24 protein-coding genes are annotated in these 26,953 nt (G+C 63.2%); 12 read left to right on the forward strand and 12 right to left on the reverse strand.

Annotation, left to right across the window (positions count from 1 at the left end):
• Positions 1-224 precede the first annotated feature (224 nt).
• Both JAB4_RS00055 and JAB4_RS00060 read right to left on the reverse strand, forming a co-directional pair.
• Positions 225-1,844, reverse strand: a complete 1,620-nt coding sequence (locus JAB4_RS00055; RefSeq protein WP_175444802.1) for a hypothetical protein — start codon at positions 1,842-1,844, stop codon at positions 225-227.
• Between the two features lie 40 nt (positions 1,845-1,884).
• A complete protein-coding gene (locus JAB4_RS00060; RefSeq protein WP_070224776.1) occupies positions 1,885-2,799 on the reverse strand; it encodes a DMT family transporter in 915 nt (304 codons plus the stop codon).
• A 102-nt stretch (positions 2,800-2,901) separates the two neighbouring features.
• Between JAB4_RS00060 and JAB4_RS00065 the strand changes: the two genes are divergently transcribed.
• The 3 genes from JAB4_RS00065 to JAB4_RS00075 all read left to right on the forward strand — a co-directional run bounded on the left by JAB4_RS00065 (position 2,902) and on the right by JAB4_RS00075 (position 4,983).
• On the forward strand, positions 2,902-3,690 hold the full coding sequence (locus tag JAB4_RS00065) for a helix-turn-helix transcriptional regulator (protein WP_083287361.1): 789 nt from the start codon (positions 2,902-2,904) through the stop codon (positions 3,688-3,690).
• A 116-nt stretch (positions 3,691-3,806) separates the two neighbouring features.
• Positions 3,807-4,406, forward strand: a complete 600-nt coding sequence (locus JAB4_RS00070) for a MarC family protein (RefSeq protein WP_070224777.1) — start codon at positions 3,807-3,809, stop codon at positions 4,404-4,406.
• A gap of 31 nt (positions 4,407-4,437) precedes the next feature.
• Positions 4,438-4,983 (forward strand): DinB family protein, encoded by a 546-nt coding sequence (locus JAB4_RS00075; RefSeq protein ID WP_070224778.1) that lies wholly within the window; start codon positions 4,438-4,440, stop codon positions 4,981-4,983.
• Here JAB4_RS00075 and JAB4_RS00080 read toward each other — a convergent pair.
• Together JAB4_RS00080 and JAB4_RS00085 are read right to left on the reverse strand one after the other, a co-directional pair.
• The gene (locus tag JAB4_RS00080; RefSeq protein ID WP_070224779.1) at positions 4,948-6,138 is read right to left on the reverse strand and encodes an MFS transporter; all 1,191 of its coding nucleotides are present in this window, start codon (positions 6,136-6,138) and stop codon (positions 4,948-4,950) included. The two genes, JAB4_RS00075 and JAB4_RS00080, sit on opposite strands and share 36 nt — an antisense overlap.
• A complete protein-coding gene (locus JAB4_RS00085) occupies positions 6,135-7,316 on the reverse strand; it encodes a serine hydrolase domain-containing protein (protein WP_217494550.1) in 1,182 nt (393 codons plus the stop codon). The genes JAB4_RS00080 and JAB4_RS00085 overlap by 4 nt, the downstream gene beginning before the upstream one ends.
• A 113-nt stretch (positions 7,317-7,429) precedes the next feature.
• Here JAB4_RS00085 and JAB4_RS00090 point away from each other — a divergent pair, with 113 nt between their 5' ends.
• Both JAB4_RS00090 and JAB4_RS00095 read left to right on the forward strand, forming a co-directional pair.
• Positions 7,430-8,320 (forward strand): LysR family transcriptional regulator, encoded by an 891-nt coding sequence (locus JAB4_RS00090; protein ID WP_070224780.1) that lies wholly within the window; start codon positions 7,430-7,432, stop codon positions 8,318-8,320.
• Positions 8,321-8,527: 207 nt separating this feature from the next.
• A complete protein-coding gene (locus tag JAB4_RS00095) occupies positions 8,528-10,240 on the forward strand; it encodes a methyl-accepting chemotaxis protein (protein WP_070224781.1) in 1,713 nt (570 codons plus the stop codon).
• Here JAB4_RS00095 and JAB4_RS30560 read toward each other — a convergent pair.
• On the reverse strand, positions 10,237-10,587 hold the full coding sequence (locus JAB4_RS30560; protein WP_227742066.1) for a hypothetical protein: 351 nt from the start codon (positions 10,585-10,587) through the stop codon (positions 10,237-10,239). The two genes, JAB4_RS00095 and JAB4_RS30560, sit on opposite strands and share 4 nt — an antisense overlap.
• On the opposite strand from JAB4_RS30560, the gene JAB4_RS00100 reads away from it, so the two are divergent.
• Positions 10,555-13,779 carry an AAA domain-containing protein gene (locus JAB4_RS00100; protein WP_227742067.1) on the forward strand — a complete coding sequence of 1,075 codons (3,225 nt, stop codon included), beginning with the start codon at positions 10,555-10,557 and terminating at the stop codon, positions 13,777-13,779. The genes JAB4_RS30560 and JAB4_RS00100 overlap by 33 nt on opposite strands.
• Positions 13,780-14,133: 354 nt before the next feature.
• On the opposite strand, the gene JAB4_RS00105 is transcribed toward JAB4_RS00100, so the two are convergent.
• Positions 14,134-15,534: a heavy metal sensor histidine kinase gene (locus JAB4_RS00105; protein WP_083287362.1), complete on the reverse strand. Its 1,401-nt coding sequence runs from the start codon at positions 15,532-15,534 to the stop codon at positions 14,134-14,136.
• Positions 15,531-16,241: a heavy metal response regulator transcription factor gene (locus JAB4_RS00110; protein ID WP_070224783.1), complete on the reverse strand. Its 711-nt coding sequence runs from the start codon at positions 16,239-16,241 to the stop codon at positions 15,531-15,533. Before JAB4_RS00110 ends, JAB4_RS00105 begins: the two co-directional genes overlap by 4 nt.
• A gap of 138 nt (positions 16,242-16,379) precedes the next feature.
• On the opposite strand from JAB4_RS00110, the gene JAB4_RS00115 reads away from it, so the two are divergent.
• Positions 16,380-16,874: a heme-binding protein gene (locus JAB4_RS00115; protein WP_070224784.1), complete on the forward strand. Its 495-nt coding sequence runs from the start codon at positions 16,380-16,382 to the stop codon at positions 16,872-16,874.
• Between the two features lie 11 nt (positions 16,875-16,885).
• Positions 16,886-17,293 carry a hydroxyisourate hydrolase gene (uraH, locus tag JAB4_RS00120; RefSeq protein WP_070224785.1) on the forward strand — a complete coding sequence of 136 codons (408 nt, stop codon included), beginning with the start codon at positions 16,886-16,888 and terminating at the stop codon, positions 17,291-17,293.
• On the opposite strand, the gene JAB4_RS00125 is transcribed toward uraH, so the two are convergent.
• On the reverse strand, positions 17,290-17,994 hold the full coding sequence (locus tag JAB4_RS00125) for a glutathione binding-like protein (RefSeq protein ID WP_070224786.1): 705 nt from the start codon (positions 17,992-17,994) through the stop codon (positions 17,290-17,292). The genes uraH and JAB4_RS00125 overlap by 4 nt on opposite strands.
• 189 nt (positions 17,995-18,183) lie before the next feature.
• On the opposite strand from JAB4_RS00125, the gene JAB4_RS00130 reads away from it, so the two are divergent.
• Positions 18,184-18,609: a hypothetical protein gene (locus tag JAB4_RS00130; RefSeq protein WP_070224787.1), complete on the forward strand. Its 426-nt coding sequence runs from the start codon at positions 18,184-18,186 to the stop codon at positions 18,607-18,609.
• Between the two features lie 6 nt (positions 18,610-18,615).
• Here the strand turns inward: JAB4_RS00130 and JAB4_RS00135 are convergent, their stop codons facing one another.
• The gene (locus JAB4_RS00135; RefSeq protein WP_070224788.1) at positions 18,616-20,259 is read right to left on the reverse strand and encodes a methyl-accepting chemotaxis protein; all 1,644 of its coding nucleotides are present in this window, start codon (positions 20,257-20,259) and stop codon (positions 18,616-18,618) included.
• Positions 20,260-20,583: 324 nt separating this feature from the next.
• Here JAB4_RS00135 and JAB4_RS00140 point away from each other — a divergent pair, with 324 nt between their 5' ends.
• On the forward strand, positions 20,584-20,949 hold the full coding sequence (locus tag JAB4_RS00140; protein WP_070224789.1) for a hypothetical protein: 366 nt from the start codon (positions 20,584-20,586) through the stop codon (positions 20,947-20,949).
• A 144-nt stretch (positions 20,950-21,093) separates the two neighbouring features.
• On the opposite strand, the gene JAB4_RS00145 is transcribed toward JAB4_RS00140, so the two are convergent.
• The gene (locus tag JAB4_RS00145) at positions 21,094-21,501 is read right to left on the reverse strand and encodes a hypothetical protein (RefSeq protein WP_070224790.1); all 408 of its coding nucleotides are present in this window, start codon (positions 21,499-21,501) and stop codon (positions 21,094-21,096) included.
• Positions 21,502-21,670: 169 nt separating this feature from the next.
• Here JAB4_RS00145 and JAB4_RS00150 point away from each other — a divergent pair, with 169 nt between their 5' ends.
• Positions 21,671-22,513, forward strand: a complete 843-nt coding sequence (locus JAB4_RS00150) for a helix-turn-helix transcriptional regulator (RefSeq protein ID WP_227742068.1) — start codon at positions 21,671-21,673, stop codon at positions 22,511-22,513.
• A gap of 45 nt (positions 22,514-22,558) precedes the next feature.
• On the opposite strand, the gene folE is transcribed toward JAB4_RS00150, so the two are convergent.
• Both folE and nudC read right to left on the reverse strand, forming a co-directional pair.
• Positions 22,559-23,125, reverse strand: a complete 567-nt coding sequence (gene folE, locus JAB4_RS00155; RefSeq protein ID WP_034781250.1) for a GTP cyclohydrolase I FolE — start codon at positions 23,123-23,125, stop codon at positions 22,559-22,561.
• A gap of 74 nt (positions 23,126-23,199) precedes the next feature.
• Complete coding sequence (gene nudC, locus JAB4_RS00160) at positions 23,200-24,039, reverse strand: NAD(+) diphosphatase (protein ID WP_070224791.1); 840 nt, start codon at positions 24,037-24,039, stop codon at positions 23,200-23,202.
• Between the two features lie 296 nt (positions 24,040-24,335).
• Here nudC and JAB4_RS00165 point away from each other — a divergent pair, with 296 nt between their 5' ends.
• The gene (locus JAB4_RS00165) at positions 24,336-26,666 is read left to right on the forward strand and encodes a catecholate siderophore receptor Fiu (RefSeq protein WP_070224792.1); all 2,331 of its coding nucleotides are present in this window, start codon (positions 24,336-24,338) and stop codon (positions 26,664-26,666) included.
• The last annotated feature ends 287 nt before the right edge of the window (positions 26,667-26,953 follow it).

Raw genomic sequence — 26,953 nt, forward strand, 5'->3', positions numbered from 1 at the left:
AAGGCGGCCCGCGCATATCGTCAGGAGTGCAAGACAGGGCAACGAGGTCGAGGTTTCCTGTACTTTTAATTTCCTGACTGCAAGATACAGGGAAAGATTACCAGTAGCAACATCCGTCTGGAATTTTCACGCTTTGTAACAAGCGGATGATGTTTTTTGCGCAGAACTGGCATTCCGCTGACGTGCGCGGTCGCTTGGGAATGCCATTTATGCTAGCCATCTAGTTAATACATGGTTTCTTCGATGAGCTGGCCATCGTCGCGAAAATATTGAAACCGGCCCGTTTTTCTGCCCATGTTGTAGGCGCCGATCTGCTTCGGCTTTCCGTTCTGGAAATTCTCGATATTGACGCCATGCAGCACGCCCATGTGCCAGTTGCGGTGAAATTGCGGCAGTTCGCCATCGGGATACAACAGGGTTTCCGCACCATCGCGCTTGCCGTCGGCAAACGTGCCTTGGTAGCGCCGCTTGCCGTCCGGATAAAAACTTTCCATCGTGCCATCGAGGACACCGAGGCGGTAATGTTCGACCAGTTCCAGCCGACCATCGGCCGCATACTGCTCCAGCTTGCCATCGGGTTTGCCATTGAGCATGGTCAACACTTGCCAGCCGCCGTCCGGCGTCGATTTCTTCCATGGCCCCTGTTTGATGTCATCGACATAGTTGCCGCCACCGCCAGGTTCCACCCACTGGCCCTGCTTCTTGCCATTCACATAAGTACCCTGCCATTGCACCACGCCACCGGCGCGGCGCTCGCTGGGGCCGTCCAGGCGGTCTTTTACGAAATGGTCGTAACCGGTGTAGCTGTGCATGTCCGCTGCGCGCCATTCGGCCACGCCCGGGCGCACTTCCCAGCGCCCCGTGCGCTGGCCCCGCTGCATCATGCCCGTGGTGGTCTCGTCGCCGCTTGCATATGTCCACGGCCCCTCGGCCTTGTCGTCGACAAAAGCGCCAGACGAGCGAATGGTATTGGGCTCTTCGTAATGCCATACGCCGGTGCGCTTGCCCTGCGCATACAGGCCGCGGGCAAACACGCTGCCCACGCAGCAATTGACGTCGTACTCGATGAATGGCCCGTCCTGGCTGCCGGCAAAGCGTTGCGGCTGCGTTTCCCAGGTGATCCACTTGACGTGGTAGCTGGGCGCACGGCCCCCTTCCCAGCCCTTTCCCAGCAGATACGTGACGGTCAGATAATGGCCATCCTTTTCCTGATACGTCTTTTTATAGGCAAACGCGGGAGCGTCGGCTGGCTTGCCGGGCAGTAATTCGCCATCGATATTGAAATAGCCGGCCAGCTTGCCATGCGCATGCTCGATGGCGTCGAACCCGGCCACGCTCGTGGGCGCGTAGGCGATGCTGTAATCGATCAGTTGCAGGGACGCCAGCGCGGCGCGCACCTGCGCCTCGTCCATGGTTGTTGCGCCGCGCACGATGGCGTCCAGCGCAGGCTGCAAGGCCGGCACCTTGAACATCTTGCCGCCGCTGCGCTCGTAGCGGTAGGCATGCAAGCCGTAGGCTGCGCCACTGTTAGCACTGCGGCTGAGCACGAACGTGGTTTCACCCTCGCTGTCGAGATCCAGCTGGAACACGGCCTCGATGCTGGCCTGGCCGTACTTGTCCAGGTTCATGCGTTTTTCACTGATGCCGTTGCACTGGCAATAGTAGCCGTTGACCTCGCCATTTTCCCGCAGGAAGGCCAGCACCACGCCGCCGTCGCGGCGCTCGACGGCGCTGGCGTAGGCCATGGGCGCACCCTCATAAAAACGCGGCGCGGCCTGGGCCGGCGCCAGGGTACCCCAGGCCAGCGCCATGGCCATCGTGCTCACCCAAAATGTGTACCGCATGTCAACTCCACTGCCGAAAGCCGCCATTATGCATGGCCGTTCAGGCAAGGCCGGACACCCCAGCACGCCGGCCAAACAGCGGCCGCTGCACTGTCTGCGCCAGCAGCACTCCCAGCAGCGAGATGCCGCCGCCGACCAGGTGATAGAGATGCATGCTTTCCTGCAGCCAGACGATGGCCAGCAAGGCCGTCAGCAGGGGCAGCAGGTTGACGTAGATACTGCAGCGGTTCGGCCCCAGCAGTTTCACGCCTTCGATCCACAGGTAGGACAGCACGATGGACGAGCCGATGCCCGCATAGCCGATCAGGGGCAAGGTGGTGGCGTCCAGCTTGGCGCTGCCGGGCGGCAGCAGCAGGAAAAACGGCAGCATGCACACCAGGGCCGCCAGCGCCTGGCAATAAATAGCTTGCCAGGCGGGAATGGACAGACGCCAGCGGCGCAGCAGCACGCCGTACAGGGCAAAGCTCAGGCAGGCCAGCAGCATCAGCGCATCGCCCGCATGCACGCCCTGCTGCAGCAAGGCCAGCACGTCGCCGCGCCCCACCAGGTACAGCAAGCCGCCGAACGACAGCACGCCGCCGGCCGCCATGCCGACCGTCAACCGCTCGCCCAGCAGCAGCACGCTGAGCAGGGCCGTCATCAGGGGCGCCAGCGCCGTGACGATGGCCATATTCGTCGCCGTCGTCGATTCGGCGGCCCGGTAGGACAGGCTCTGGAACAGCGCCATCGACATCAGGCCGCACAGGGCAAGCTGCCACCACTGGCGGCGGATAGCGGCGCGGTTGCGCCACAGGGGACGGGCGATAAACGGCGTCATCACCAGCAAGACCAGCACCAGCCGATAAAACGTGATGGCCGTGGGGGCGATGCTGGACGCGGCCAGCTTCGAGACGACGACGTTGCCGGCCCACAGCAGCATGGCCAGAAAAGGATACAGATAGGCGCGCACAGGCATGCGTAGCTCCAGGAATAGTTGCGGGGAACCATCATGCCTCAGGCGCGCCGCGCCTTCTCGCGCTAAGATGTCCATACCTATCGCAAAACTGACGCTCTTTTTATGGATTGCACCTCCCCCGCCTTTCAGGAATTGCTGCCCGTCACGGCGCGCGCCATGGCGCTGGCCGTCGACTATGCGCATGGCCACGTGATTTCCGTACACCGCCACACGCATGCGCAATTGCTGTACGCCATCGAGGGCGTGATGACCATCGAGGCGCAGGGCGGGCGCTGGGTGGTGCCGCCCACGCGCGGCGTGTGGCTGCAACCCGGCATCGCGCACCAGGTGCGCATGAGCGGCGCCGTGAAAATGCGCACGGTGTTCGTCAACTGCGCCAATTCTCCATTGCTGCCTGGCCACAGTTGCGTGCTCGACATCAGCCCCCTGCTGCGGCAACTGATCGTGGCGGCCGTCGACATCGCGCCCGATTTTACGGAAGGCAGCCGCGACTGGCATCTGCTGCAATTGCTGTTGCACGAACTGGGCAGCCTGCCTGTGCTGCCCCTGTATCTGCCCTTGCCTGCGGACGCGCGCCTGCGCGGCATCTGCGCGCGGCTGATGGAACAGCCGGGCGAACAGCTGACGGTGGCGCACTGGGCGCAGGAACTGGCGATCACCGAGCGCAGCCTGCACCGTTTGTTCCAGAAGCAGACGGGCATGCGCTTCGGCCAGTGGCGCCAGCAGGCGCGGCTGCTGCGGGCGCTGGAGCAATTGGCGCGCGGCGGCAAGGTCATCGACGTGGCCATGGACAATGGCTACACGAGCCAAAGCGCGTTTGCCGCCATGTTCAAAAAGCATTTCGGCACCACGCCCACCGCGTTTTACCAGGCAAAAGTCATCGCCGCATAAAAAAAATGCTGCTATGCATCAATAATCATGGGCGATAAGCGCCGCTCTTGCTATCATCGCAAGCCTTATCGCACCGCGCCCATCCTGGCAGCGGTGTTGACCTCAATCACACCACCATGACACAGAATTTCTTCCAGACTTTTATCCTGCTTTTGCTCGTCACCGATCCATTCGGCAACGTTTCCCTGTTCGTCAACGCCCTGAAACGGGTACCGATCGAGCGGCGCTGGAAAGTCGTGGTGCGTGAATGCCTGATCGCCTTCGGCATCTTGCTGCTGTTTATGTTCTTCGGCCGCCATTTCCTGAACGCCTTGCAATTGTCGGAAGTGGCGCTGCGCATCGGCGGCGGCGTGATTTTGTTCCTGATCGCCATGCGCATGGTGTTTCCGCAGCCAAACGCGGGCAATAGCGACCACGAGATGGGCGGCGAGCCGTTCATCGTGCCGCTGGCCATCCCCGCGCTGGCCGGCCCGTCGGCCCTGGCCACCGTGCTGCTGTTTTCCTCGCATGAAGTCAATGAAGTGATCGCCCACGTGGCGGGCTTGACGGCCGTGGCCGTCGTCTGGCTGGCCGTCTTCCTGTGCGCCGAACGCTTGCAGCGGGCGCTCGGTCCAAGGGTCATGACGGCGTTCGAGCGCCTGATGGGCTTGATCCTGACGGCGATGGCCATTGAAATGTTGCTCGCCGGCATACGCGCGTTTTTGAAGTCCGTTTAATATTGTCATTCATCCACTGAAGGAGTCCAGCATGAGCCGTTGCGCCCACATTTGCCTGATGGCCGATTACAACCAGTGGATGAATGCCAAGGTCTACGCAGCGGCGGCCAGCCTGCCGCCCGGCGAGCTGGAGCGCGAGCGGGGCGCCTTTTTCGGCTCCCTGCTGGCCACTCTGAACCACGTGATGGTGGGCGATACCTTGTGGCTGCAGCGCTACGCGAAACATCCGGCCGGTTTCCCCCTGCTCGATCCCATCCGCGCCATCACGCCGCCCGCGTCGCTCACGCAGCCGCTGTTCGTGGCCGACGATTTTGCCGCCATGCACGCGCACCGGCAATGGCTGGACCAGGTCATCATCGACTGGGCCGCGTCCATCCGCGAAGAAGACCTCGACCATTTGCTCGATTACCGCAACAGCAAGGGGCCGAACCGGCGCGAGTTTTTCAGCCTGCTCATGCATTTCTTTAACCACCAGACGCATCACCGGGGTCAGGCCAGCACCTTGCTGTCGCAAGCGGGCGTGGACATCGGCGACACGGATTTACTGTTTCGCATCCCCAACCATCTTGCCGACTGACGGCGGGCGGTACAGCCACGCTTTCACGGCAATCGCCGCCAGCGCCAGCCCGCCCAGCAACGCGCCGCAGGCCAGCGCCCCCGGCATGCCATAGGACTCGATGGCCATGCCGCCCGCCAGTGCGCCCACCGTCACGCCCAGGTTGATGGCGGCGATATACACGCCGATGGCGAACGCGGGCGCCTCGCGCGCTTCGCTGCTGAGCCATACTTGCGTGACGATCAGCCCGCTCGTATGCGCGGCGCCCCAGAACAGCAGCAACACGGCCAGCGCCGCCCAGCCGATACCCGTGCCCGCATGCCGGTACAACAGCCAGTACGCCAGCCCCAGCAGCACAGGCTGCAGCAAGACCGTGCGCAGCACATGCGTGCCCAGCTGGCGCCCCGCGAACAGATTGCCCGCCACGCCACCGATACCAAACACCACCAGCGCCAGCCCCGTCTGGCGCGCCGACAAGCCCGCTTCCTGTTGCAGATACGCGGCCGCATACGCATACACGGCAAACATGGCGGCAAACACCAGCACGGCGGCGGCGATGGTGAACCACAGCGCAGGTTTGCGCAGCACGGCCAGCTGGCGGCCATACGCCATCGGCGCCTCGCGCGGCGACTCGGGCAAGAACAGGTATAAGCCCAGCGCGGCCAGCGCATTGACGAGGGCGCACGCGAGGAACGATGCCTCATAGCCAACTTGCGCAGCGATCCAGGTGGTCAGCGGGATGCCCAGCACCATGCCCATGCTGGTGCCCGTGAACGCATGCGCGCCGGCCCGCGCCGCATCGCGCGGCGGATACAGGGCGGCGGCGGCCACCATGGCCAGCGAGAAATATACAGGGTGGAACAGGGCCGGCACGATGCGCAGCGCCAGCAGCAGCCCGAAGCGCGGTGCATACGCCGAGGCCACGCTGGCCAGGGCAAACACGAGCAGCGAGACGATCAGCACGCTCTTGCGGCGCCACCGCGTGGCCAGCAGCACGAGGAAGGGGCCGCCCACGGCGATCACCAGCGCGAACAGGCTCACCAGCGAACCGGCCTGCGCCGCCGTCACCCCGTAACGCTGCATGATCATCGGCAAGATGCCGACCACGCCAAACTCGATGCAATACACGCCGAACAGACCCAGCGCGAGGAAGACGATGGGGTGCGGGCGCGTCATGGCATTTCCTTGGCGCCATACACTGCCTGGCACAGTTCCGTGACGAACGGTCCCGCCATGCCCTCCAATGCCGTATTCGTAAACGCCACCACGGACAGTTCCTGCGCCGGGTCGACAAACCACGAGTGGCCATACGTGCCGCCCATGCGCCACGTGCCCGCCGCTTCCGGCGTGGCGGCGGCAAGCGGGTCCGTCAAGACCGTGAACCCCAGGCCGAAGCCGCGTCCCGGCCAGAACGGCAAGTCGAAACCGCCCGTCTGGTTTGCTCCCATCTGGCGCGCCAGCGCTGGCGGCAGCAGCGGCGCGCCGCCCAGCCGCAGGGTTTCCAGCAGGCGCATGAAATCGGGGGCGGAGCCGACCATGCCGGCGCCGCCGGACGGATACGCGTGCGCGTCGAGCGCCCTTGCCGGCGACAAGGTAAATCCGGCCATGCCTTCGAGAAACGGCAGATGGTCTTCCCCCTCGTCCAGCAAACGGCGCGGCCGGGCTTCTTCCGCTGCGCGGTCCGCATACGCGACGGCCAGGCGCGCCCCGTCCGTGGCCATAAAACCCGTGTCGTGCATGGCCAGCGGCCCCGTCACCAGGCGTTCCACGGCCTGTGCCAGCGGCATGCCGGCCGCCTGTTCGATCACGGCGCCCAGCACGTCGGTGGCGATCGAATACGCCCAGCGCGCACCCGGTGCAGACGCGAGCGGCACGGTAGCGAGGCGGCGCAGGTTGTCCTCGAGGGAAATACGGGATGCATCCATGCCGTCGGACACGCCCGCCTGCGCATACGCGCCGCCCGGCGGCTGGAAAAAGCCGTAGTCGAGCCCGGCCGTATGCGTGAGCAAATGGCGCACGGTCATCGCCGCCACGGCGCCGTCCGGCTGGCGCGGCGTGAAATACGGCAACCAATCCGTCACCAGGTCGTCCAGCCCCAGACGGTGCTGTCCCACCAGCACCAGCGCGGCCGTGGAGACGATGGGTTTGCTGACGGACGCCAGGCGGAAGACGGCGTCTTCCACCATGGGCGTGCCCGCCTCGCGGTCCAGGTGGCCGGCGGCGCGGCGATAGATGTCCTGGCCACGCTGGCGCACCAGCACCACGGCGCCCGCCAGGCGCTGCTGTTCCAGCACGGCATCGAGCAAGGGATCGATACGGGCGGACAAGGCCGCAGGAGAGAAGTTGTACATCATGGCGTAGCCTTTCAAATGATCAGGCTGCCAAGGTAAGCCAGGCGCGATCAAAGAAAAACAGGCTATAGTTTCAGTCTGTGCGGACGTTGGCATCCGCAATCAAAAGGAAAACCATGGATAACCTGGCGGGATTCACGGCCTTCGTGCAGGCAGCGGAGCTGCGCAGTTTCGTGGCGGCGGGCCGGGTGCTGGGTATTTCCGCCTCGGCCGTTGGCAAGAGCATCGCGCGGCTGGAAGAGCGGCTCGGCGTGCGCCTGTTTCACCGCAGCACGCGCAGCATCGCGCTGACCAGCGAAGGCACTGTGTTTCTCGAACGCTGCCGGCGCATCTTGGGCGAGATCGAGGCGGCCGAGCTGGAGTTATCGAACAGCAAGCGCGCGCCGCAAGGCCGGCTGCGCGTCAGCCTGCCGCAGGTGGGCAGCCTGCTCAATCCCGTGCTGGCGGCCTTTGCGCGTGCCTATCCGCAGGTGGAACTCGACCTCGATTTCAGCGACCGCCGGGTCGACGTGATCGAGGAAGGCTACGACGCCGTCGTGCGCGCGGGAGAAAGCGCCGACAGCCGTTTGATGAGCCGCCAGCTGGGCCAGTTCCAGCTGCAACTGGTGGCCGCGCCAGCCTATCTGGCGCGCAACGGCACGCCCGCGCTGCCGGCCGACCTGGCCCGCCACACTTGTTTGCTGTACAAGTTTCCCAGCAGCGGCAAGGTCGAGGCGTGGCCCTTGCCCGAGTGGCATGCCCTGCACGCGGCCGGCTTGCCGACTGTGCTCAACTGCAACAATGTCGACACCCTGCTGCACTTTGCCGAAAGCGGCCTGGGCATCGCCGCCCTGCCCGACTTTGCCGCGCGCGCGGCGCTGACGGCAGGCCGCTTGCAGCCGGTGCTGGACGCGCACCGCCGGCACGACGGCGCCTTTCGCATCCTGTGGCCCAGCAGCCGCCACCTGACGCCGAAACTGCGCGCCTTCATCGACTTCCTCGCCACCCACGTGTTTCCGGAAAACTAAGCCCGCATCCGGCGTCGCGCTCGTTGTTTCCACACGACAACTTATTTAATTTGCTACCATTTTTTAAACTTTTCGCGGACTTGATACAAGTTTTTGTATTGCAGTGCGGAATTTTGAGGAACAATTACAGGCTGGCTGCCCTTACGTATAAACCCGTAGCCTTGGCCTGTCGACGTTTTCCCTCACTTCCGCAATACGAAAGCAATCATGTCACTTACACAATTCAAAATCGGCACCCGGCTCGGGATCGGATTTGCTGTCGTTCTCGGTCTGCTGGTGGCCGTCTTGCTCGTCGGCCTGTACTCCATGGGGCAACTGAGCGCACGCACACACGACATCGTGGCCGACAAGAACGTCAAGATGGCGGCCGCCAATACCATGAGCGACAACGTGCGCAACATTACCCTGGCGATCACCAGCATTGTGGTGGCGCCGACGGAAGCGCTGGTGCAGGCGGAACTGGCAAAGATCGGCGAAGCACGCAAGAAATACGGCGCCGCCAAGGAAACCCTGCAGAAGAAAATTTCGACGGACAAGGAAACGGCGCTGATGGCTGAACTGGACGCGGCCCTGAAATCGGGCGCGCCGCTGAACAACAAGGTCATCGAGCTGCGCAATGCGGGCCAGACGGATGAAGCGATCGCCTTTTTGACGCAGCAGGCGGCGCCGAGCCTGAAACGCGTGCTGGGCGCGCTCGACAGCCTGGTCGCGTATGAAGGCGAGCAGGCGGCCCAGGCGGCAACGGACGCCGAAACGCTGAGCAACAGTGCGCGCGCTTCCATGATTACCTTGGGCAGCGTGGCCGTGCTGCTGGGCGCTTTTGTTGCCTGGATCATCACGCGCTCGATCACCCAGCCCATCAATGCGGCCGTCAGTGTGGCCGAAACCGTGGCCTCGGGCGACTTGTCGTCGCACATCGTCGTCGATTCCAGCGATGAAACGGGCCGCCTGCTGGGCGCCCTGAAAGCCATGAACACCAGCTTGCTGGGCGTGGTGGCGCAAGTGCGCAACGGTACGGATGCGATTTCCACAGCGTCGAGCGAAATTGCCGCAGGCAACCTCGACCTGTCGTCCCGCACGGAAGAGCAAGCCAGTTCGCTGGAAGAAACGGCGTCGGCCATGGAGGAACTGACCTCGACCGTGAAACAGAACGCGGACAATGCGCGCCAGGCGAACCAGCTGGCGAAAAGCGCGTCGGAAGTGGCCGTGCGCGGCGGCAGCATCGTCGCGCAAGTGGTCGACACCATGGGCACGATCAATGACTCGTCGAAGAAAATCGTCGACATCATCGGCGTCATCGACGGCATCGCCTTCCAGACCAACATCCTGGCCTTGAACGCGGCCGTGGAAGCGGCGCGCGCGGGTGAACAGGGCCGTGGCTTCGCCGTCGTCGCCACCGAGGTACGCAATCTGGCGCACCGTTCGGCCTCGGCCGCCAAGGAAATCAAGGAACTGATCGCCGCTTCGGTCGCCAACGTGGACACGGGTTCGCGCCTCGTCAATGAAGCGGGCCAGACCATGGGCGACATCGTCGACAGCATCGTGCGCGTCACCGACATCATGGGCGAAATCACCTCCGCCACGCACGAGCAGACCATCGGCATCGAACAGATCAACATGGCCATTGCCCAGATGGATGAAGTGACGCAGCAAAACGCGGCCCTGGTGGAAGAAGCGGCGGCCGCCTCGCAAAGCATGCAGGAACAGGCGGGCGAACTGGCGCACGTGGTGGGCTTCTTTAAAACCGGCAACCATGTTGCCAGCGTCAGCAAGCTGACGCCTGTGCGCGCCACGCCGGCAGCGGCTGCGCCCGCCATCGCGCGCCCCGCAGCCAAGCCCGCCCCTGTGCGCAAGGCCGTCGCGGCCACGCCGGCGCGCCGCAGCAACGCCGCCGCCGAAAGCGAATGGGAAGAGTTTTAAAACACCCGTGTTAATACCAGAGTTTTAACACCCGGCAACATCGCAACGGGGAAAGCCAGGCAGGAAGTTGCTGCCTGGCTTTTTTTCGTCCGCCAATACCACTTTTTTTGCGGCAAAGCCCGCGCAATAGACAAAAGTGCAAAACGTGCACCGCGCATACGCTTTACAATCCTCGCTCGCTTTACAAAATATTGGTCATCATGAATCAGGCAGAACAGCAGCGCCTCCTGGCTATCCTGGAGTATTGGCACAAGATCGAATTCTTTATCCCGTTTGACCTGAATCAAATCACGGACGTTGAAGACCAATCCACCGTGCGTCTCCTCCACCGCGAACAGCTGGCCCAATTGCCGCCGCAGTTCGCCACGCAGTGGCCAGTCCCTTCCGACCGCGAGATCGACGGCTTTTCACTGTTCCTCGGCGTGTTCGACAAGGCCGAAATCAACAAGGCTTGCCCGCCGGCCAACGGCCCGGAAAACATTGCCGAGACAGAAAAAACAGAGCTGCTGGGACGCTCGTGCTTTGCCCGCATTAACCTCAATGCGCTGGGCGAGCCGCAGTTCGACCCGGTCTCCGTGTCGACCTTGCCGTGGGCCCTGGGCCGCGCCCGCACGCCGGACTGGTCGGGCCTGAGCCTGGACGCCTTCAGCGACAGCCAGCTGGTGCTGCAGGACAGCCTGCGCAACTTTGCCGCCGCCCGCGCCCCGCAGCCAGTGACGGACGAGGCAGGCAATGTCTCGGCGCCCCTGTCCGGCATGGAAATCGCGGCCCTGGCCGACCTGCTCATCGACTGGGCCGGCTTCCACCCGTCCGCCGGCCAGCCGCTGGCCGTGCTGGAATTGCGCACGCGCAAGAAACGCGCGGCCGTGACGGAAGGCGACCTGGCTGAGGCCAGCCAGAACCGCAGCCTGGACTTTGGCGACGCGGTGGAGCCGTCGATCGATATCCTCAACAGTTTTTACCTCGATGACCTGGAGCAGATCATCCGCGCCTTGCGTGGCGGCAAGTTGCCGGCCACGGTGGCCGCCTACCTGACGCCGCTGGCGCAGGACGAGCGCATCGACCTGTACAGCCCGGCCGGACGCCAGGCGCTGGCCGCCATGCTCAATCCCGCGAACATGAACCGCGGGCACTGGCTGGAAGACGCCAGCTACGCCATGAGCCTGATGCAGCAGTTCGCCATCCACGGCGCGCGCACGGGCTTGAGCGAACGCGGCATCTTTTCCGTCAACGGCCCGCCCGGCACGGGCAAGACGACGTTATTGCGCGAATTGTTCGCCGACAACATCGTGCGCCGCGCCAGCGTGCTGTCCTGTCTGGACCGCGCCGGCGACGCCTTCATCGGCAAGGTGGCCGTGGCCTTCGAAGGCGTGCGCGACCCGATCACCATCGCCCGCTTGCGCCCGGAATTGACGGGCTTTGAAATGGTCGTCGCCTCGTCGAACAACGCGGCGGTGGAAAATATTTCCGGCGACCTCCCAAAACCGAAACAGCTGGGCAAGGAATGGGCGCGCACGCGCTATTTTGAAAGCGTGGCGCGCCGCGTGGTGGCCGATGGCAATGGCGCCAACCGCGCCCTGGTCGAGACGGAAGCGCCGTGGGGCTTGATGTCCTGCGCGCTGGGCAATAGCGCCAACCGCCGCCGCTTCGTCAGCAATTTTTATGACGACGACTGGGACAAGAGCACGGCGCGCAAGACGCCGAATGCACAGAATATCCGCCAGTGGCTGGCCAGCTACCAAGGCGTGAGCTTCGCCCAGGCCGCGCGCGAGTTCCGCGAAACGGAACACGTGGTGGAAAAGGCCCTGGCCGAGCACGCGCAATATGCGGCCCTGTGGCAAGCCGTGGGCACGTGCTCGGAAGCCGATTTTATCCAGGCCAGCCAGCAAGCGTTGATTGAAGCTGAGCAAGAGATGGATGCAGCGAATGGCGCCCTGTCCGGCGCGCTGGCACAGCAGGACACCCTGCTCGCCAGCAAGAAGGAATTGCTGGAAGAAGAGCGCCTGGTGGCGCTGACGCAACCGGGCTTTTTTGCCCGCCTGTTCCGCACGGCCCCGGCGCGCGCCTACAAGGACGCCGTCGTGGCCAACGCCGAAGCGCAGCGCCAGGCCGCGCGCGACGTGTCCGCCATCAAGCTGCTGCTCAAGGGCGAGCTGGAGCCGCGCTGCGAGCGGGCCCGCAACAGCCTGCACATTGCCCTGCGCACGGCGCAATCGCGCCAGCGCGAATGGGATGACAGCACGGAATTGCTGCGCCGCGCGCGCATGCGTTTCCCCACCATCATCACGCCGGCCAGTGTGGACGAGCTGGACGGCGACGCCTTGCAGATAGGCGGCCTGTGGCATGAACCGGCGCTGGCGCGCCTGCGCTCGCGCCTGTTTGTCAAGGCCCTGGCCCTGCACGAAGCGTGGCTGGCGGAAGTAGCGAAGAAGGGCGGACCCGGCTTTGGCGGCAACTTGCTGGCCGTGTCGAAATTGCTGAAAAACAAGCGCGCGTATGACCAGTCGCACGTCGCCATGGTCTGGCACAGCCTGTTCATGGTGGTGCCTGTCGTGTCGACCACGTTTGCCTCGTTCGCGCGCCAGTTCCAGGGCATGGGCCCGGAATCGCTGGGCTGGCTGTTCATCGATGAAGCGGGCCAGGCCGTGCCGCAAGCGGCGCTGGGCAGCCTGTGGCGCGCCAAGCGCGCCGTCGTCGTGGGCGACCCGCTGCAGATCGAACCCGTGTTCACGGTGCCGGGCCGCCTCGTGCAGACCCTGTCCGCCCTGTCGCCGCATACGCAGGACGGCAGCTACGCGCCGACTTCCGTTTCCGTGCAGACCCTGGCCGACAAGGCCAACCGCTATGGCGCAACGGTCGGCACCGGCAGCGCGCAGCCCCTGTGGATCGGCAGCCCCCTGCGCGTGCACCGCCGCTGCGTCGAACCGATGTTTTCGCTGGCCAACAGCATCGCCTACGAAGACAAGATGGTCTATGGGCTGGCTGAACGCACGCCGCCGGCCGGCGCGCGGGGCCTGACGCGGGGACCGAGCCGCTGGATCGACGCCGTCGGCGCCGTCAGCTACAAGCAGGTGGTGCCGGTGCAGCTCGATTTCGTGCTGGAAGTGTTATTGAAACTATATCGCCGCGACGGCAAGCTGCCGGACATGTATGTGATCACGCCGTTCAAGGCCGTGCGCAACGAATTGCGTTCGCGCATCGTCGACATGGACTGGGACCGCCGCCTCGGCTACGGCAAGGCGCCGACGGCGCGCGAATTGCGCCAGTGGAGCAGTCAGATGGTGGGCACCGTGCACACCTTCCAGGGCAAGGAACAAAGCGTGGTGATGCTAGTGCTCGGCGCCGACGACAGCACGGCCGGCGCCGCGCAATGGGCGGCCAGTACGCCGAACCTGCTCAACGTGGCCCTGACGCGCGCGCAGCATTATGTGTACATCGTCGGCAACCCGCTGCTGTGGGGCCAGTTGCCGCATTTTGCACCAGCGTGTGCACAGTTGCCGCATACGGGCATGCATGAGTTTTTGGTGGAGATGGGCTGATTGGCAGGCGTAGGTCGGATTAGCGCCCCAGTGCGTAATCCGACAACATTGTTGGCCGCTCTTGTCGGATTACGCGCGGCTACGCCCCGCTAATCCGACCTACGTTGCTGCGCCGGGAAGACCAAGGTAAACGTCGTGGCGGCCGCGTCGGACGCCACACTCGCGCTGCCGCCGTATAACTGCACGATGGCCGTGACGCAGGCCATGCCCAGGCCTGCGGAAGCGGCCGAATCGCTATTGTCGGATTACGCGCGGCTACGCCCCGCTAATCCGACCTACGTTGCTGCACCGGAAAACCAAGACGTAGGTCGGATTAGCGCGCAAGCGCGTAATCCGACACCACCACCATCAATATTACGCCGGGAAAACCAAGGTAAATGTCGTGGCGGCAGCGTCGGATGCGACCGTCGCGCTGCCGCCGTGCAACTGCATGATGGCCGTGACGATGGCCAGCCCTAATCCTGTGGAGGCGGCCGAGTCGCTGCGGGCCGGGTCGGCGCGGTAGAAGCGCTCGAACAGGTGGGGCAAATGGCGCGCGGGGATGGCGGGGCCGAGGTTGCTTACGCTCAGTTCCACGCCCTCGTTGGTCGCGTGCGAACGCATTAAAATCGTGCTGCCCGGCGCCGCGTGGCGGATGGCGTTCGACAGCAAATTGCCCAGTGCGCGGCGCAGCAGTTGCGGCTCGGCCGTCACCGTGCCGCTGCCGTGGCAGGCCAGCGCCAGCTCGCGCTCTTCGGCCAGGCCTTCAAAGAAATCGGCCAGGCGCAAGAACTCGTCCTGCACGGGCAAGACTTGCTTGACGAGCACCATTTCATCCTGCTGCGCGCGCGCCAGAAACAGCATGCTGTCGATCATGCGCGACAGCCGTTCCAGCTCTTCCACATTTGACGACACCAGCTGTTCATATTCGTGCGCGCTGCGCGGGCGGGCCAGCATGACCTGGCTTTGTCCCAGCAGATTGGTGACGGGCGTGCGAAATTCATGTGCCAGATCGGCGGAAAACTGCGACAGCCGCGCATAGCCTTCCTGCAGGCGCGCCAGCATGGCGTTCAGGGCCTGGATCAGGGGCAACAGTTCCGTGGGCGCATCGCGCGCCTCGAGCTGCTGCCCTAGCTTGCCCGGCCGCACGAGGGCCGCATGGGCGGCGATATTGCGCAGCGGCCGCAAGCCCCGCAGCAGCATCACGCTGGCCAGAATCGCCGCCACCAGTGCGCTGATTGCCACGGAGACGACGATCTGCCAGCGGTAGGCGGCGAACATGGCCGTGCGGTCGCCGTAGACCCGGGCGACGGCAATATCGGCCATCTGCGCCGGCTCGCCGATGCGGGCGCTGGCCGCCACGACCCGGGCCGGATAGCCGTCGCGGCTGGTCCAACTGACGATGTCGCTGGCCGTCACGGGCGCATCGACGGCCACGGGAACAGCATGCGCGACGTTCTCGCCGTTCGGATTGACATCGATCAAACGCGTGCCATCGGCGCGCACGATGCGCACCAGGGAATTCTCTTGGCCGCTCATGGTGTCGCGGAAATACTGGGGCCGCTCGCGGATGATATCGAGGGTGCCGGCATTGCCGAGTAATTGCTGAATCTGCCGCAGTTTTCCCAGCAATAAGATGTCATCGCGGCGCTCGATTTCCGCCACAAAGGAACGGTACAAATGCATGCCCAGCCCGGCCGACACGAGCGCCACGATCAGCACGAAGACGAGCGTCACGCGCAGGGTCAGCGAGCGCCGCAGTTCTGCCAGCTTCATGCGGCGGCGCCATTGTCAGGTACCGTGGGCGCGCGTAATTCGCAGACATAGCCCATGCCCCGCAAGGTGTGGATCAGCTTGGGTTCGAACGGATCGTCGAGCTTGCTGCGCAGGCGGCGGATGGCCGCGTCGATGACATTGGTGTCGCTCTCGAAATTGATGTCCCACACTTGCGAGGCGATGATGGAACGCGACAGCACTTCGCCCTGGCGCCGCGCCAATAAATGCAGCAAACCGAATTCCTTGGCCGTCAGGGCGATGCGCTGGCCTTGCCGGCTGACCTTGCGTTTCATCACGTCGATTTCCATGTCGCCGATGCGGATGACGTCGTCTTCACGCGGTGGCCCGCGCCGCAGCAGGGTGCGGATGCGCGCCACCAGTTCGGCAAAGGCAAATGGTTTCACCAGGTAATCGTCGGCGCCCAGTTCCAGCCCTTTCACGCGGTCCTGCACTTCGTCGCGCGCCGTGAGGAAAATCACGGGCACGTCCGCGCCGCCCTCTTGCAGGCGCAGCGCACGCAAGACCTGCCAGCCGTCCATGATGGGCAGCATCACGTCGAGCACGATCAGATCGGGTGACTCCGTACTTGCCATGTGCAAGCCATCGCGGCCATTGCGCGCCAGGCTCACCGTGAAGCCGGACTCGGCCAGGCCGCGCAGCAGATAGTCGCCCGTCTTCGGTTCGTCTTCAATGACCAGGATGCGCATGGCAGCTTTCTAAGGGGAATATAAAACCATTCTACGCCGCGCGCCGGGCACCGCGGATGATAAAAATGTCATGCGGCGATCATCTTCTCGTAGGGCAACACTGACCATACTGGCGCCACCTTATCAACGGACAGCCACATGAAAACCCTGTTACTCGGCAGTACCCTGCTGTACCTGCTGGCCAGCCCCGCCCACGCCCAGCTGCGCCAGGTCGATGATCTTTCTCTGGCAATGGCCAACAAGCTGGCGAATGCGGCCATCGCCGCGTGCCAGGCGCAAGGCCGGCATATCGTCGTCAGCGTACTCGACCGTGGCGGCAATGTCGTGACCGTGCAGCGCGCCGATGGCGTCGGGCCGCACAACACGGACGCCAGCCGGCGCAAGGCCTACACGGCCCTGTCGACGAAAAACGATACCCAGGCGCTGGCCGTGGCCGCGCGCGGCAATCCCGACATGGCCAATTTGACGACCGTGCCGGAACTGTTGCTGCTGGGCGGCGGCCTGCCCTTGCGCGCCAAGGGCGAAGTCGTCGGCGCCATCGGCGTCGCCGGTGGCGGTGGCGCCCTGCAAGACCGGGCCTGCGCCCATGCCGCCCTGGCCGCCATTCCTGAACTCGATTCCCCCACCCTGTGAAAGCAACAACGATGACCTATCTGAAAAAAATCACCGCCACCCTGGCCTTCGCCAGCCTGTCCAGCATGGCGCTGGCCGCCAATCCCTTGAGCGTGCACATCCTCGACCTGCAGAGCGGCCAGCCGACGGCCGGCGTGACGGTCACGCTGGAGCAGAAAAAAGGGGATGCCTGGCAACAATTGGGCAGCGCCGTGACGAATGCGCAGGGGCGCATCGCGGCCATGTATCCGGAAAATCAACCCATGCAGGCGGGCGACTACCGCATCGTGTTTAAAACCGGCGAGCACTATACACGGCTGAAACAGGAAACCTTCTTCCCGGAAATCCCCGTGCAATTCCACGTGGAAAAGACCGACCAGCACTATCACATCCCCTTGCTGCTCAGCCCTTTCGGCTTTTCCACCTACCGCGGAAATTAAACCTGGCCGATAGTCTTCGCCGTCTGCCCGAACAGCACGCTTTTCGCGTCGCCGCTGACGGTGGGCTGCACATTGATCTCGGCCGCGCGCGCATACGCGCGCACCGTGGCGGGACGGGCGGCGATGGCCGCGAACCAGCGCGCCAGGTGCGGGAAGTCTTCCAGCTTCTGGCGCTGGCGTGCGTGCGGCACGATCCACGGGTAGATCGCCATGTCGGCGATGGAATACGTGTCGCCGGCCACGAATGCGCGGTCCGCCAGGCGCTTGTTCAGCACGCCGTATAGCCGGTTCGTTTCATTGACGTAGCGCGTGATGGCGTAATCGATCGGTTCGGGCGCATATTGCACGAAATGGTGGTTTTGCCCGGCCATGGGGCCAAGGCCGCCCATTTGCCAGAACAGCCACTGCATGACCTCGGCACGTCCCCGCACGTCGGCCGGCAGGAATTGCCCGCTTTTCTCGGCCAGGTATTGCAAAATCGCTCCCGATTCGAACAGGGATAGCGGTTCACCGCCATCCGCCGGCGCCTGGTCGACGATGGCGGGGATGCGGTTGTTCGGCGCGATGGCGAGAAACTCGGGCTTGAACTGCTCGCCCTTGCCGATATGCACGGGAATGATGTTGTAGGGGATGCCCGCTTCTTCCAGGAACATCGTCACTTTGTGCCCGTTGGGCGTGGTCCAATAATACAGGTCGATCATCGTGGTCTTTCCAGGTAGATAAGTAGGGGCAGGCGCACTTGGCAGAACTATTGTCGCGCCGCAACTGATATGCATGGATATAATGCCACGTAAGCGAAAAACAAGACGGCGCCCCGGCAGGGCAAGCATTCACTAGCGCCGTCACGCAGGCATCCCGACATTCCAGAGTACAAACAAAGAAAGCCGACCATGCGCAAACTCCTGATCGTCACGCTGTCCGTCCTGCTGTCAGGCTGTGTCCAGGACTTCGCCATCTACATGTTCGATGGGCAAGACCATTCCCTGACCGTGCGCCGCCAGCAACGTTATTTTTGGCAAGATACGGTGGAAGTGCAGCTGATGGCCACCAACCTGCCGCAATGCCAGCGCCTGCATACGCTGTCCACCGATGCGCCGGCCGACATCAAGGTCGAGCTGTTCGCGGCCGGCGATGGCCTGTGGAATATCCGCATGGGCAAGCAGCTGTGGCAGGCGGAAACGAATACCTGCAATGAGCTGACGGAAATGGAAAACGACCCGAAAGCCGACCTGGGCCAGCCGGTCGGGCAATTCGTGGTCGTCGATGACAAGCTGGAATTCGAGCCGGCGCCGCAAGCGGCGGCACCGGCCCAATAGGAACACTTAGCGCGCCGCCAAGCTGCGCAGGGGCTTTTTCGCCACGGCGCGCGGTGCGGCCGAGCTTGCCGTCAGGCGCGGCGACGTTCCCGGTTCCTGCGCCGACAGTTTGAAGCGCGCCACCAGTTGCGCCAGCACGGCCGCCTGGTCCTGCATGCTCGACGCCGCTGCCGCCGCTTCTTCCACCAGTGCCGCATTTTGCTGCGTCACGCTGTCCATCTCCGTGATCGCCTGGTTGACGTGGCCGATGCCCGTGCTTTGCTCATGCGAGGCGGCCGTGATGTCGGCCATGATGTCGGTCACGCGCGACACGCTGGCCACCACCTGATCCATGGTCGTGCCCGCCTGTGCGACGAGCGTGCTGCCGGCCGCGATGCTGTCGACGGAAGCGCCGATCAGTTCCTTGATTTCCTTCGCTGCGCCCGCGGAGCGCTGCGCCAGATTGCGCACTTCCGACGCCACGACGGCGAAGCCGCGTCCCTGTTCGCCCGCGCGCGCCGCTTCCACGGCCGCGTTCAAGGCCAGGATATTCGTCTGGAAAGCGATGCCGTCGATGACGCCGATGATGTCGACGATCTTGCGCGACGACGCGTTGATGGTGTCCATGGTACCGATCACTTGCGCCACCACGGCGCCGCCCTGGCGGGCCACGGCGGAAGCGGACTGCGCCAGTTCATTCGCCTGCACGGCATTGCCCGCGTTTTGCGTCACGGTCGAGGTTAATTCCTCCATTGAGGCCGCCGTTTCTTCCAGCGAACTGGCTTGCATTTCCGTGCGCGCCGACAAGTCCATATTGCCGCTGGCAATCTCGCTCGATGCCGTGGCGATAGTCTCGGCACTGTGGCGGATTTCGCTGATCGCGTCGACCAGGTTGGCCTGCATGGTTTTCATCGCGTACAGCACGCTGTGGCGGTCGCTGGCATGCGTGCGCACGACGCCGCTCAAATCGTTATTCGCGATCTTTTCCGCCACGTCGGCCGCATACTCGGGATCGCCGCCCAGCGCATGGCGCAGGCTGCGGTTGATCACGACGACGACGGCGGCCAGCAGGCCGCACACCAGCACCAGCACGCCCAGCGAGGTGAGCAGCGACTGGCGGAAGGCCGCATCGATATCATCCATGTACACGCCCACCACCAGGGTCCAGGCCCACGGCTTGTAGGCCACCACGCGGCTCATCTTCGGTTCGGGCGTCTTCTGGCCCGGGCGGGGGAAGTAATAGTGGACGAAGCCCTTGCCCGCATCGCTCTTGCCGACGGCAACGATGTCGCGGTACAGATAGGTGCCGTTGGCATCTTTAAAATCCGACATGTTCTTGCCGTTGGTTTGCGGCGCGGCGGGATTCATCACCACGACGGCATCGAGATCGATGATGGACAAATAACCGGTCTCGCCGAAACGCATGCTCTTGATGACGGCGGTGGCCTGCTTTTGCGCTTCTTCCTTGGTCAAGGCGCCGCTGGCGGCCAGGTCGCCAAACATCTTGACGGCGCCCAGGCCCAGGTCGGCGGCATTGCTCAGGTCGGCGCTGCGTTCTTCGATGCGGATCTTGCGAATTTCCAGCGCGTTGTAGACAAAAATAACGGTGATGCACAACAGGCTGCAAATCAGGGGAATCCATAACTTCTGCTGGAACGTCAATTTCTTCATGCTGTGTCTCCGACTCTCTATTGTGCGGCGATGGGGCGTGGCCCGCTTCCAGCTGGGCAAGCCCGGAATGCGGCGGCGACGGTGCTCTGGCGACACCGTTCAGACGTCTCCAGCATACGCTCGAACGACCGATATTTACAATGCCGGGAGGCAATGATTTTTGCCCGGTGTTGTTAATGCGTTGCGACAATTGATGAGAATTGATGTTGCATTGCGATATTGCATTGCAGCAAAAAAGGATGCGGATAGGCAGCGGCAAGGCAGCGTGGAGGGCGGGCGTGTGTCAAAATGCACGCCAGATCGATTGAATCACGAAAGCACAGCATGACCAAGAATGAAGCCATGAAACGCATCAACGACCGCCTGGGCAAACCCACGCTGACGGACAAGAACACGCATTTTGCCAGCGTCGCCAGCTATGGCACGGACGAAGGCTGGTGGCTGAAGATCCCCTTCCTGACGTTCAAGCAGGAATTGCACTTCATCCTCAACAACGAAAAGACGAAAAGCTTCCAGCACCTGAAGATCGGCGCCAACCAGATTCTCAGCCCGGGCATGAAGTTCCGCAGCACGGGCGGCGCGGCCGACGCCTTCATGTCGGCCTCGGCGCCGAAACGCCTGATCGACTTGCTCGACGGCGGCAGCAAGTACAACTTTACAAAACACTTCGTCAACGACTACCGCTACTAAAACACCTGACCAAACCTGCTGCGCGGCGCGCTTTGCGGCCTGCGATGCTCACCGGCTCGGCGCCCCCGTACAAAAGTACGGTTGCGCTTCTTGGCCACAAATCACTGTCGCTCGCTACGGTTTTGTCAGGTGCTCTTGGCGTTGTTAGTTTTCCCTTGGAGGCAGCCAGGCCCTGAGCAAATGTTGGGCGATGTCGAGCGCGTCATCGCGGCTGGTGCCAAAGTGTAAAGGGTAGCCCCAGAACTGGCCGAACATGACGGCAAAGGCCTTGCCGGCCAGGCGCTTGGCGGCGCTCGGTTCGACCAGCACCATGCCCTGGATATACGCGCGCAGGGCGGCCTTGTGCCGTTTCATCCACAGCACGGCGCGCTTGCGCTCTTCCTGCGGATGGTCATGCCCATCCTCGTCCAGGCCTTCTTCGCTGAGAATCACAAACGCTTGCTGGCGCGCCAGCAAGTCCTCGAACTGGCTGAACAAGGCATCGTCGGGGCCGCTGGCGGCGTTGTCGCGGCGCATCCAGACGAGGGGGAAATCGGTGATATCGAGTTGCATGGGGGACTCCTTCAAGGGGGTTGCCGTTTCTCCTCACCTTCATCAGAACACGGGCGGCGGCGGTTGCCGTTGAAGCGGGACTGCGGATAGCCATACGATACCGATGACGGCGCCCGACGTCATTGCATACAATAGCCACAATATTATTCAATCCAGCCAAAGTCATCCCATGCCCCATCCCCTCTTGCCCAGCATGCTGACGGCCCATCTGGGTCTGGACGACGATGCCTCCATCCTCGATTTCGACGTCGACGGCGTGCTGCGCCCCTTGCTGGCCGTGGGCCTAGCCAGCGTGCCAGAGGATGCGGAGCAGGCGCCGCACCAGCACCGCAAGGGGCAGCTGCTGTACGCCACGCGGGGCGTGATCCATTGCGAAGTAGAAAGTGGAGTGTGGATCGTGCCGCCCCAGTGCGCCGTGTGGATACCGGGCGGCCTGATGCATTCGGCGCAGGGCGTGGGCGAGGCCGAGTGCTACTGCCTGTTTATCGAGCCGGCCACGGCGCCGGCCTTGCCGGCCATCTGCTGCACCGTGGCCGTCTCGCCCCTGTTGCGCGAACTCATCACCAAGGCGGCCGGTTTTCCCACCCTGATCGCGCTGCAGGGCGCGCAGGAACGTTTGGTGGCCACCCTGCTCGACGAATTGGCGGTCGCGCCCGTGGAAGACTTGCATCTGCCAATGCCGCGCGATGCGCGTTTGCGCCGCCTGGCCGCCCTGCTGCTGGCGCAGCCAGCCGATAAAAGCACCCTGGCCGAGTGGGCCAGCCGCATCGGCATGAGCGAGCGCAGCATGACCCGGCAGTCGCTGGAGGAAATGGGCATGAGCGTGGGCCGCTGGCGCCGGCAACTGCACGTGATCCTGGCCTTGCAACGACTGGCGCAAGGCCACAGCGTGAAAGCGGTGGCGCTGGAACTCGGTTATGAAAATACCAGCGGTTTTGTCACCATGTTCCGCAAGGCTGTGGGCAAGCCGCCGGCCCGCTACCTGGCGGAACGGGAATCCGGGCGCGCATGAAAAAAGGCGGCATATGCCGCCTTCGTCCCGCATCGTCGCCGAAAATCAGACTTCGCGCGCCAGGGCCAGAAATTCCGTGCGCAGCGCCAGGTTCGGCTGCATCTCGCCCAGCATGGCCGAGGTGATGGTTTCTTCGCCCGGCGTGCGGATGCCGCGGCTTTCCATGCACAGGTGACGGCAGCGCACGACCACGCCCACCGATTTCGGTTCCAGCACTTCCATCAGCGCATTGGCGATCTGCATCGTCATGCGTTCCTGCACTTGCAGGCGCTTGGAGAAGCAATCGACGAGGCGCGTCAGTTTCGACAGGCCGACGATCTTGCCGTTGGGCACGTAACCGATGGTGGCCTTGCCGAAGAACGGCGCCAAGTGGTGTTCGCAGTGGCTGTAGACGGGGATGCCGCGCACGACGATCAGCTCGTTGTACTGTTCCGCGCCATCTTCAAAGGCTTTCAGCAAGTCCACCGGGTCCTGGCCATAACCGGACGTCCAGTGCTTCCACGCCTTGGCCACGCGCGCCGGCGTTTCCAGCAAGCCTGGACGCTGCGGATCTTCACCAAGGCTGCTGATCAGCCGGCGCCAGTCGTTTTCGGAGAATTCTTCTTGAGACATGCTAAACCACCCTAAAATTTTCAATTGCCGCCAGTATATAGAAAATGCGGCAGGCTGCCTGAGCAGCCCCAGCTTTACGACTGCGCCGGCGGCCGGTGCGCGCCGACCAGCAGCGCGGAAATCGACACGCTCGAACTCGGTTCCGGCCACGCATCGCCGGGGCCGAACCAGCGCGCCTCGGCGATCTCGTTCTCGTCGAGGCGGATCTCGCCATCGAGATAATCGGCTGTAAACGCGATCATCAGCGAATGGGGAAACGGCCAGGACTGGCTCATGAAGTACTGCAAGTTATGCACGCGCAAGCCCACCTCTTCCATCACTTCGCGGTGCACGGCTTCCTCGATCGATTCGCCCGCTTCCAGGAAACCGGCCAGCGGGCTGAAGCGCTGCGATGGCGAATTTTTATGCATCGCCAGCAACACCTGGTCGCCCTTGCGGATGAGCACCATCATGGCGGGCGAAATGCGCGGGTACGCGAGCATGCCGCAGGCGGCGCACGTAAAGCAGCGTTCGCCGCGCGTGCGCTGCATGGGCGTGGCGCACACGCCGCAATGGCGGTGCGTGCGCGCCCATTCGGCCAACTGCATGGCGCGGCTGGCCAGGCCCAGGAAGTCATCATCGACGGCGTTGAACAGCGAACGCATGCCGTGATACGCCAAGCCGCTATCGGCGGGCAACAACTCCGCATCCGTCCAGACCGTCTGGCAATAGCGGCCCTGCCACCAGCCCACGGGCTGGGCGCGGCTCAGGTCAATATCGAGCACGGCCGCCTCGGCGGCAGTGGGCAGGGTCAGCCTGGGCATACGCAACAGCAGGCGCCCGCGGTGAAAGACGAATGTCAGCGTCTCGGTGGCGGCCGGGGCCGGTTCGGGCGTGTCGATCAGGGGGACGAAGGCAAGGGGCGTGTGCAGCATGTGCTGGGAAGAAATTTGTAAAGGTTGCTCATCATACTCCCGCTGCCAAACGCTTGCGCGCATAGCAGCGCCCGGGCTGCAAAGCAAGCATTCATGAGCCATGCGCATGTTTTTTTTGCGCTAAGTCCAATCCGTTGCGTAAACGATACTGATAACGATTCTCATTTACGAAATAGCGCCCAGTTATTACAATACCGCCTATTCCGTCTCCATCGCCAGCCACTTGCCCGCGTGCCCAAGCACTGCGGCGCAGAGCCAGCCAGGAACCACCACCCTGAACTTATCGAGAGAGCAAGATGGCAATCAAGAGCCGCAAACACGCCCCAACCCGTTTCAACCAGCACATCGGCGCCGCCCTGGCCGTGATGCTGCTGCCCGTCGCCGCCCAGGCGGCCGACCCCGCCGGCCAAAGCGCCCCGGCATCGCAGCAAACCCTGAACGAAATCAAGGTCGTGGGCTCGAAGGAAAATGATTTCAAGGCCGAAAAAGCCTCGTCGCCGAAATACACGGAAGATCTCGTCAACACGGCGCAAACCATCGTCGTGATCAAGAAGGAATTGATCGAACAGCAAGGCGCGCTGACCCTGACGGACGCGCTGCGCAACACGCCTGGCGTCGGTACCTTCTTCCTCGGTGAAAACGGCAACACGAACACGGGCGACGCCGTCTACATGCGCGGCTTCGATGCCTCGGGCAGCATCTATGTCGATGGCGTGCGCGACGTGGGCTCCATCTCGCGCGACGTCTTCAACATCGAACAGATCGACGTATTGAAGGGCCCGGCGGGCACGGACAGCGGCCGCGGTTCGCCCACCGGTTCGATCAACCTGGTCAGCAAGACGGCCACCATGGAAAACAAGTTCAATTCGCTGCTGACGGCCGGCAGCGGCAAGCAGAAACGCGCCACGGCCGACTGGAACCGCATCATCGACGCCGATTCCGGCACGGCTTTCCGCCTGAACCTGATGACGCAGGACAGCGGCAATCCGGCGCGCGACGAAGTCAAGAACAAGCGCTGGGCCTTCGCGCCTACCGTCACCTTCGGCATCGGCAAGCCGACGCGCATCACGGCCAGCTACCTGCACGTGGATCAAAACAACGTGCCCGACGGCTTCGTACCCACCATCGGCCTGCCCGGCTACAGCACGCCGGACAGTATCACGCCGACGAACAAGGTCATCCGCACCTTCCTGAATAGCGCCGCCAAGGTCGATCCAAAGAATTTCTACGGTTCCACCGCGGACCACGACAAGGTCAAGGCCGACATGGGCACCTTGCGCATCGATCACGATTTCTTGCCCAACGTGCAGATTCAGAACACCACGCGCTACGGCAAGACCAAGCAGGATTACCTGTTGACGGCCTTCATGGGCAGCACCGCCAACCTGAAGACGCCGGTGGCCACCGATCCGTCGACCTGGACCCTGGCGCGCTCGCTGCGCACCGTCAAGGATCAGGAAAACACGATTCTGACCAACCAGACCGTGGTCAGCGCGCAATTCGATACGGGCGTGCTCAAGCACTCCGTGGTGGCCGGCGCCGAATTCACCAGCGAAAAGCAGACCAACTACAGCTATGTGCCTGCCAGCCTGGGCACCATGCCGGACGCCAATCTGTACCATCCGAACCCGCGCGACCCCGTCACCGGCTACCAGCCTGTGCGCAGCGGCGCCTACAGCCAAGGCGAAGTCAACACGCAAAGCGCCTATGTCTTCGACACCATCAAGTTCGGCGACAAATGGATCTTCAACGGCGGCGTGCGCTTCGACCATTTCAACACCAGCTATGACTCCGTCACCCTGCAGACGGCCGTCGCCGCAGGCCAGGTGCAAAAACTGCCGGTAGGCACGCCTATTCCTGTTCACATCACCCTGAACGACACCTTCGCCAACGGCAAGATCTCGGCCCTGTACAAGCCGACGCCGGACAGCAGCGTGTATGCGCTGTGGGCCACCTCGAAGGCGCCGCCGGGCACCAACTTCACGCTGAGCACGGGCGCCAGCAGCGCGCAAAATCCGATGTATGATCCGCAGGAAACCACCACCAAGGAAATCGGCACCAAGTGGGATTTCCTGAAACAAAAACTGTCGCTGTCGGCCGCCGTCTACCAGACGGACGTGAAAAATGAAGTAGAGCAAGATCCCGTCGACCTGATCTACTATCAGAATGGCAAGAAACGCGTGCAGGGCGTCGAAATCGGCATGGTGGGCGAGATCATGCCGAACTGGCTGGTCAGCGCCGGCTACACGCGCATGAATACCAAGGTCGAGTCGGGCAAGGTCGTCACGGCAAGCGGCATCAATAACCTCAGCTACACGCCGAAACAGGCGTTCACGGGCTGGACCTCGTACACCCTGCCCTTCGGCCTGAAGATCGGCGGCGGCGCGCGTTACGTGGGTGAAATGCTGCGCGGCACCGATGGCGCCGTCGGTACGCCGGCCCGCGTGGATGCCTACTGGGTCTTCGACGCCATGGCAACCTACACCGTCAACAAGAACCTCGACTTGCAGTTGAACGCCTACAATCTGGCCGACAAGACCTATGTGGCAGCCATCAACAAGTCCGGCTTCCGCTACACGCCAGGCCAGCCCCGTTCGTTCAGCCTGACGGCGAATATCAAGTTCTAACATCTAGAGAACCCGCATCGCGTCACATCAAGCCCCTCTTCGGAGGGGCTTTTTTATTGTCCTGATAATCTTGTCTTTTTGGCGCACCGCCGCCCTGCCGCGACTAGCGTATGAAAAGTCATACAGCGATGCGCTTGCGCGTCCAATATTTCGCGCAAACGTGCAAAGTTGCAACATCTAAGCAACAAAAAAGCTTCCTCAAATCAACAACTTAAGAAGTTAGGTTTCAAATTCCCATTTCAGGCATATCCTTTGCTATGTACAGGTTTTGCTGCAAATAATCGCTG

Origin of the sequence: Janthinobacterium sp. HH102, from assembly GCF_001758625.2 — a bacterium.
Lineage (GTDB): Bacteria > Pseudomonadota > Gammaproteobacteria > Burkholderiales > Burkholderiaceae_D > Janthinobacterium.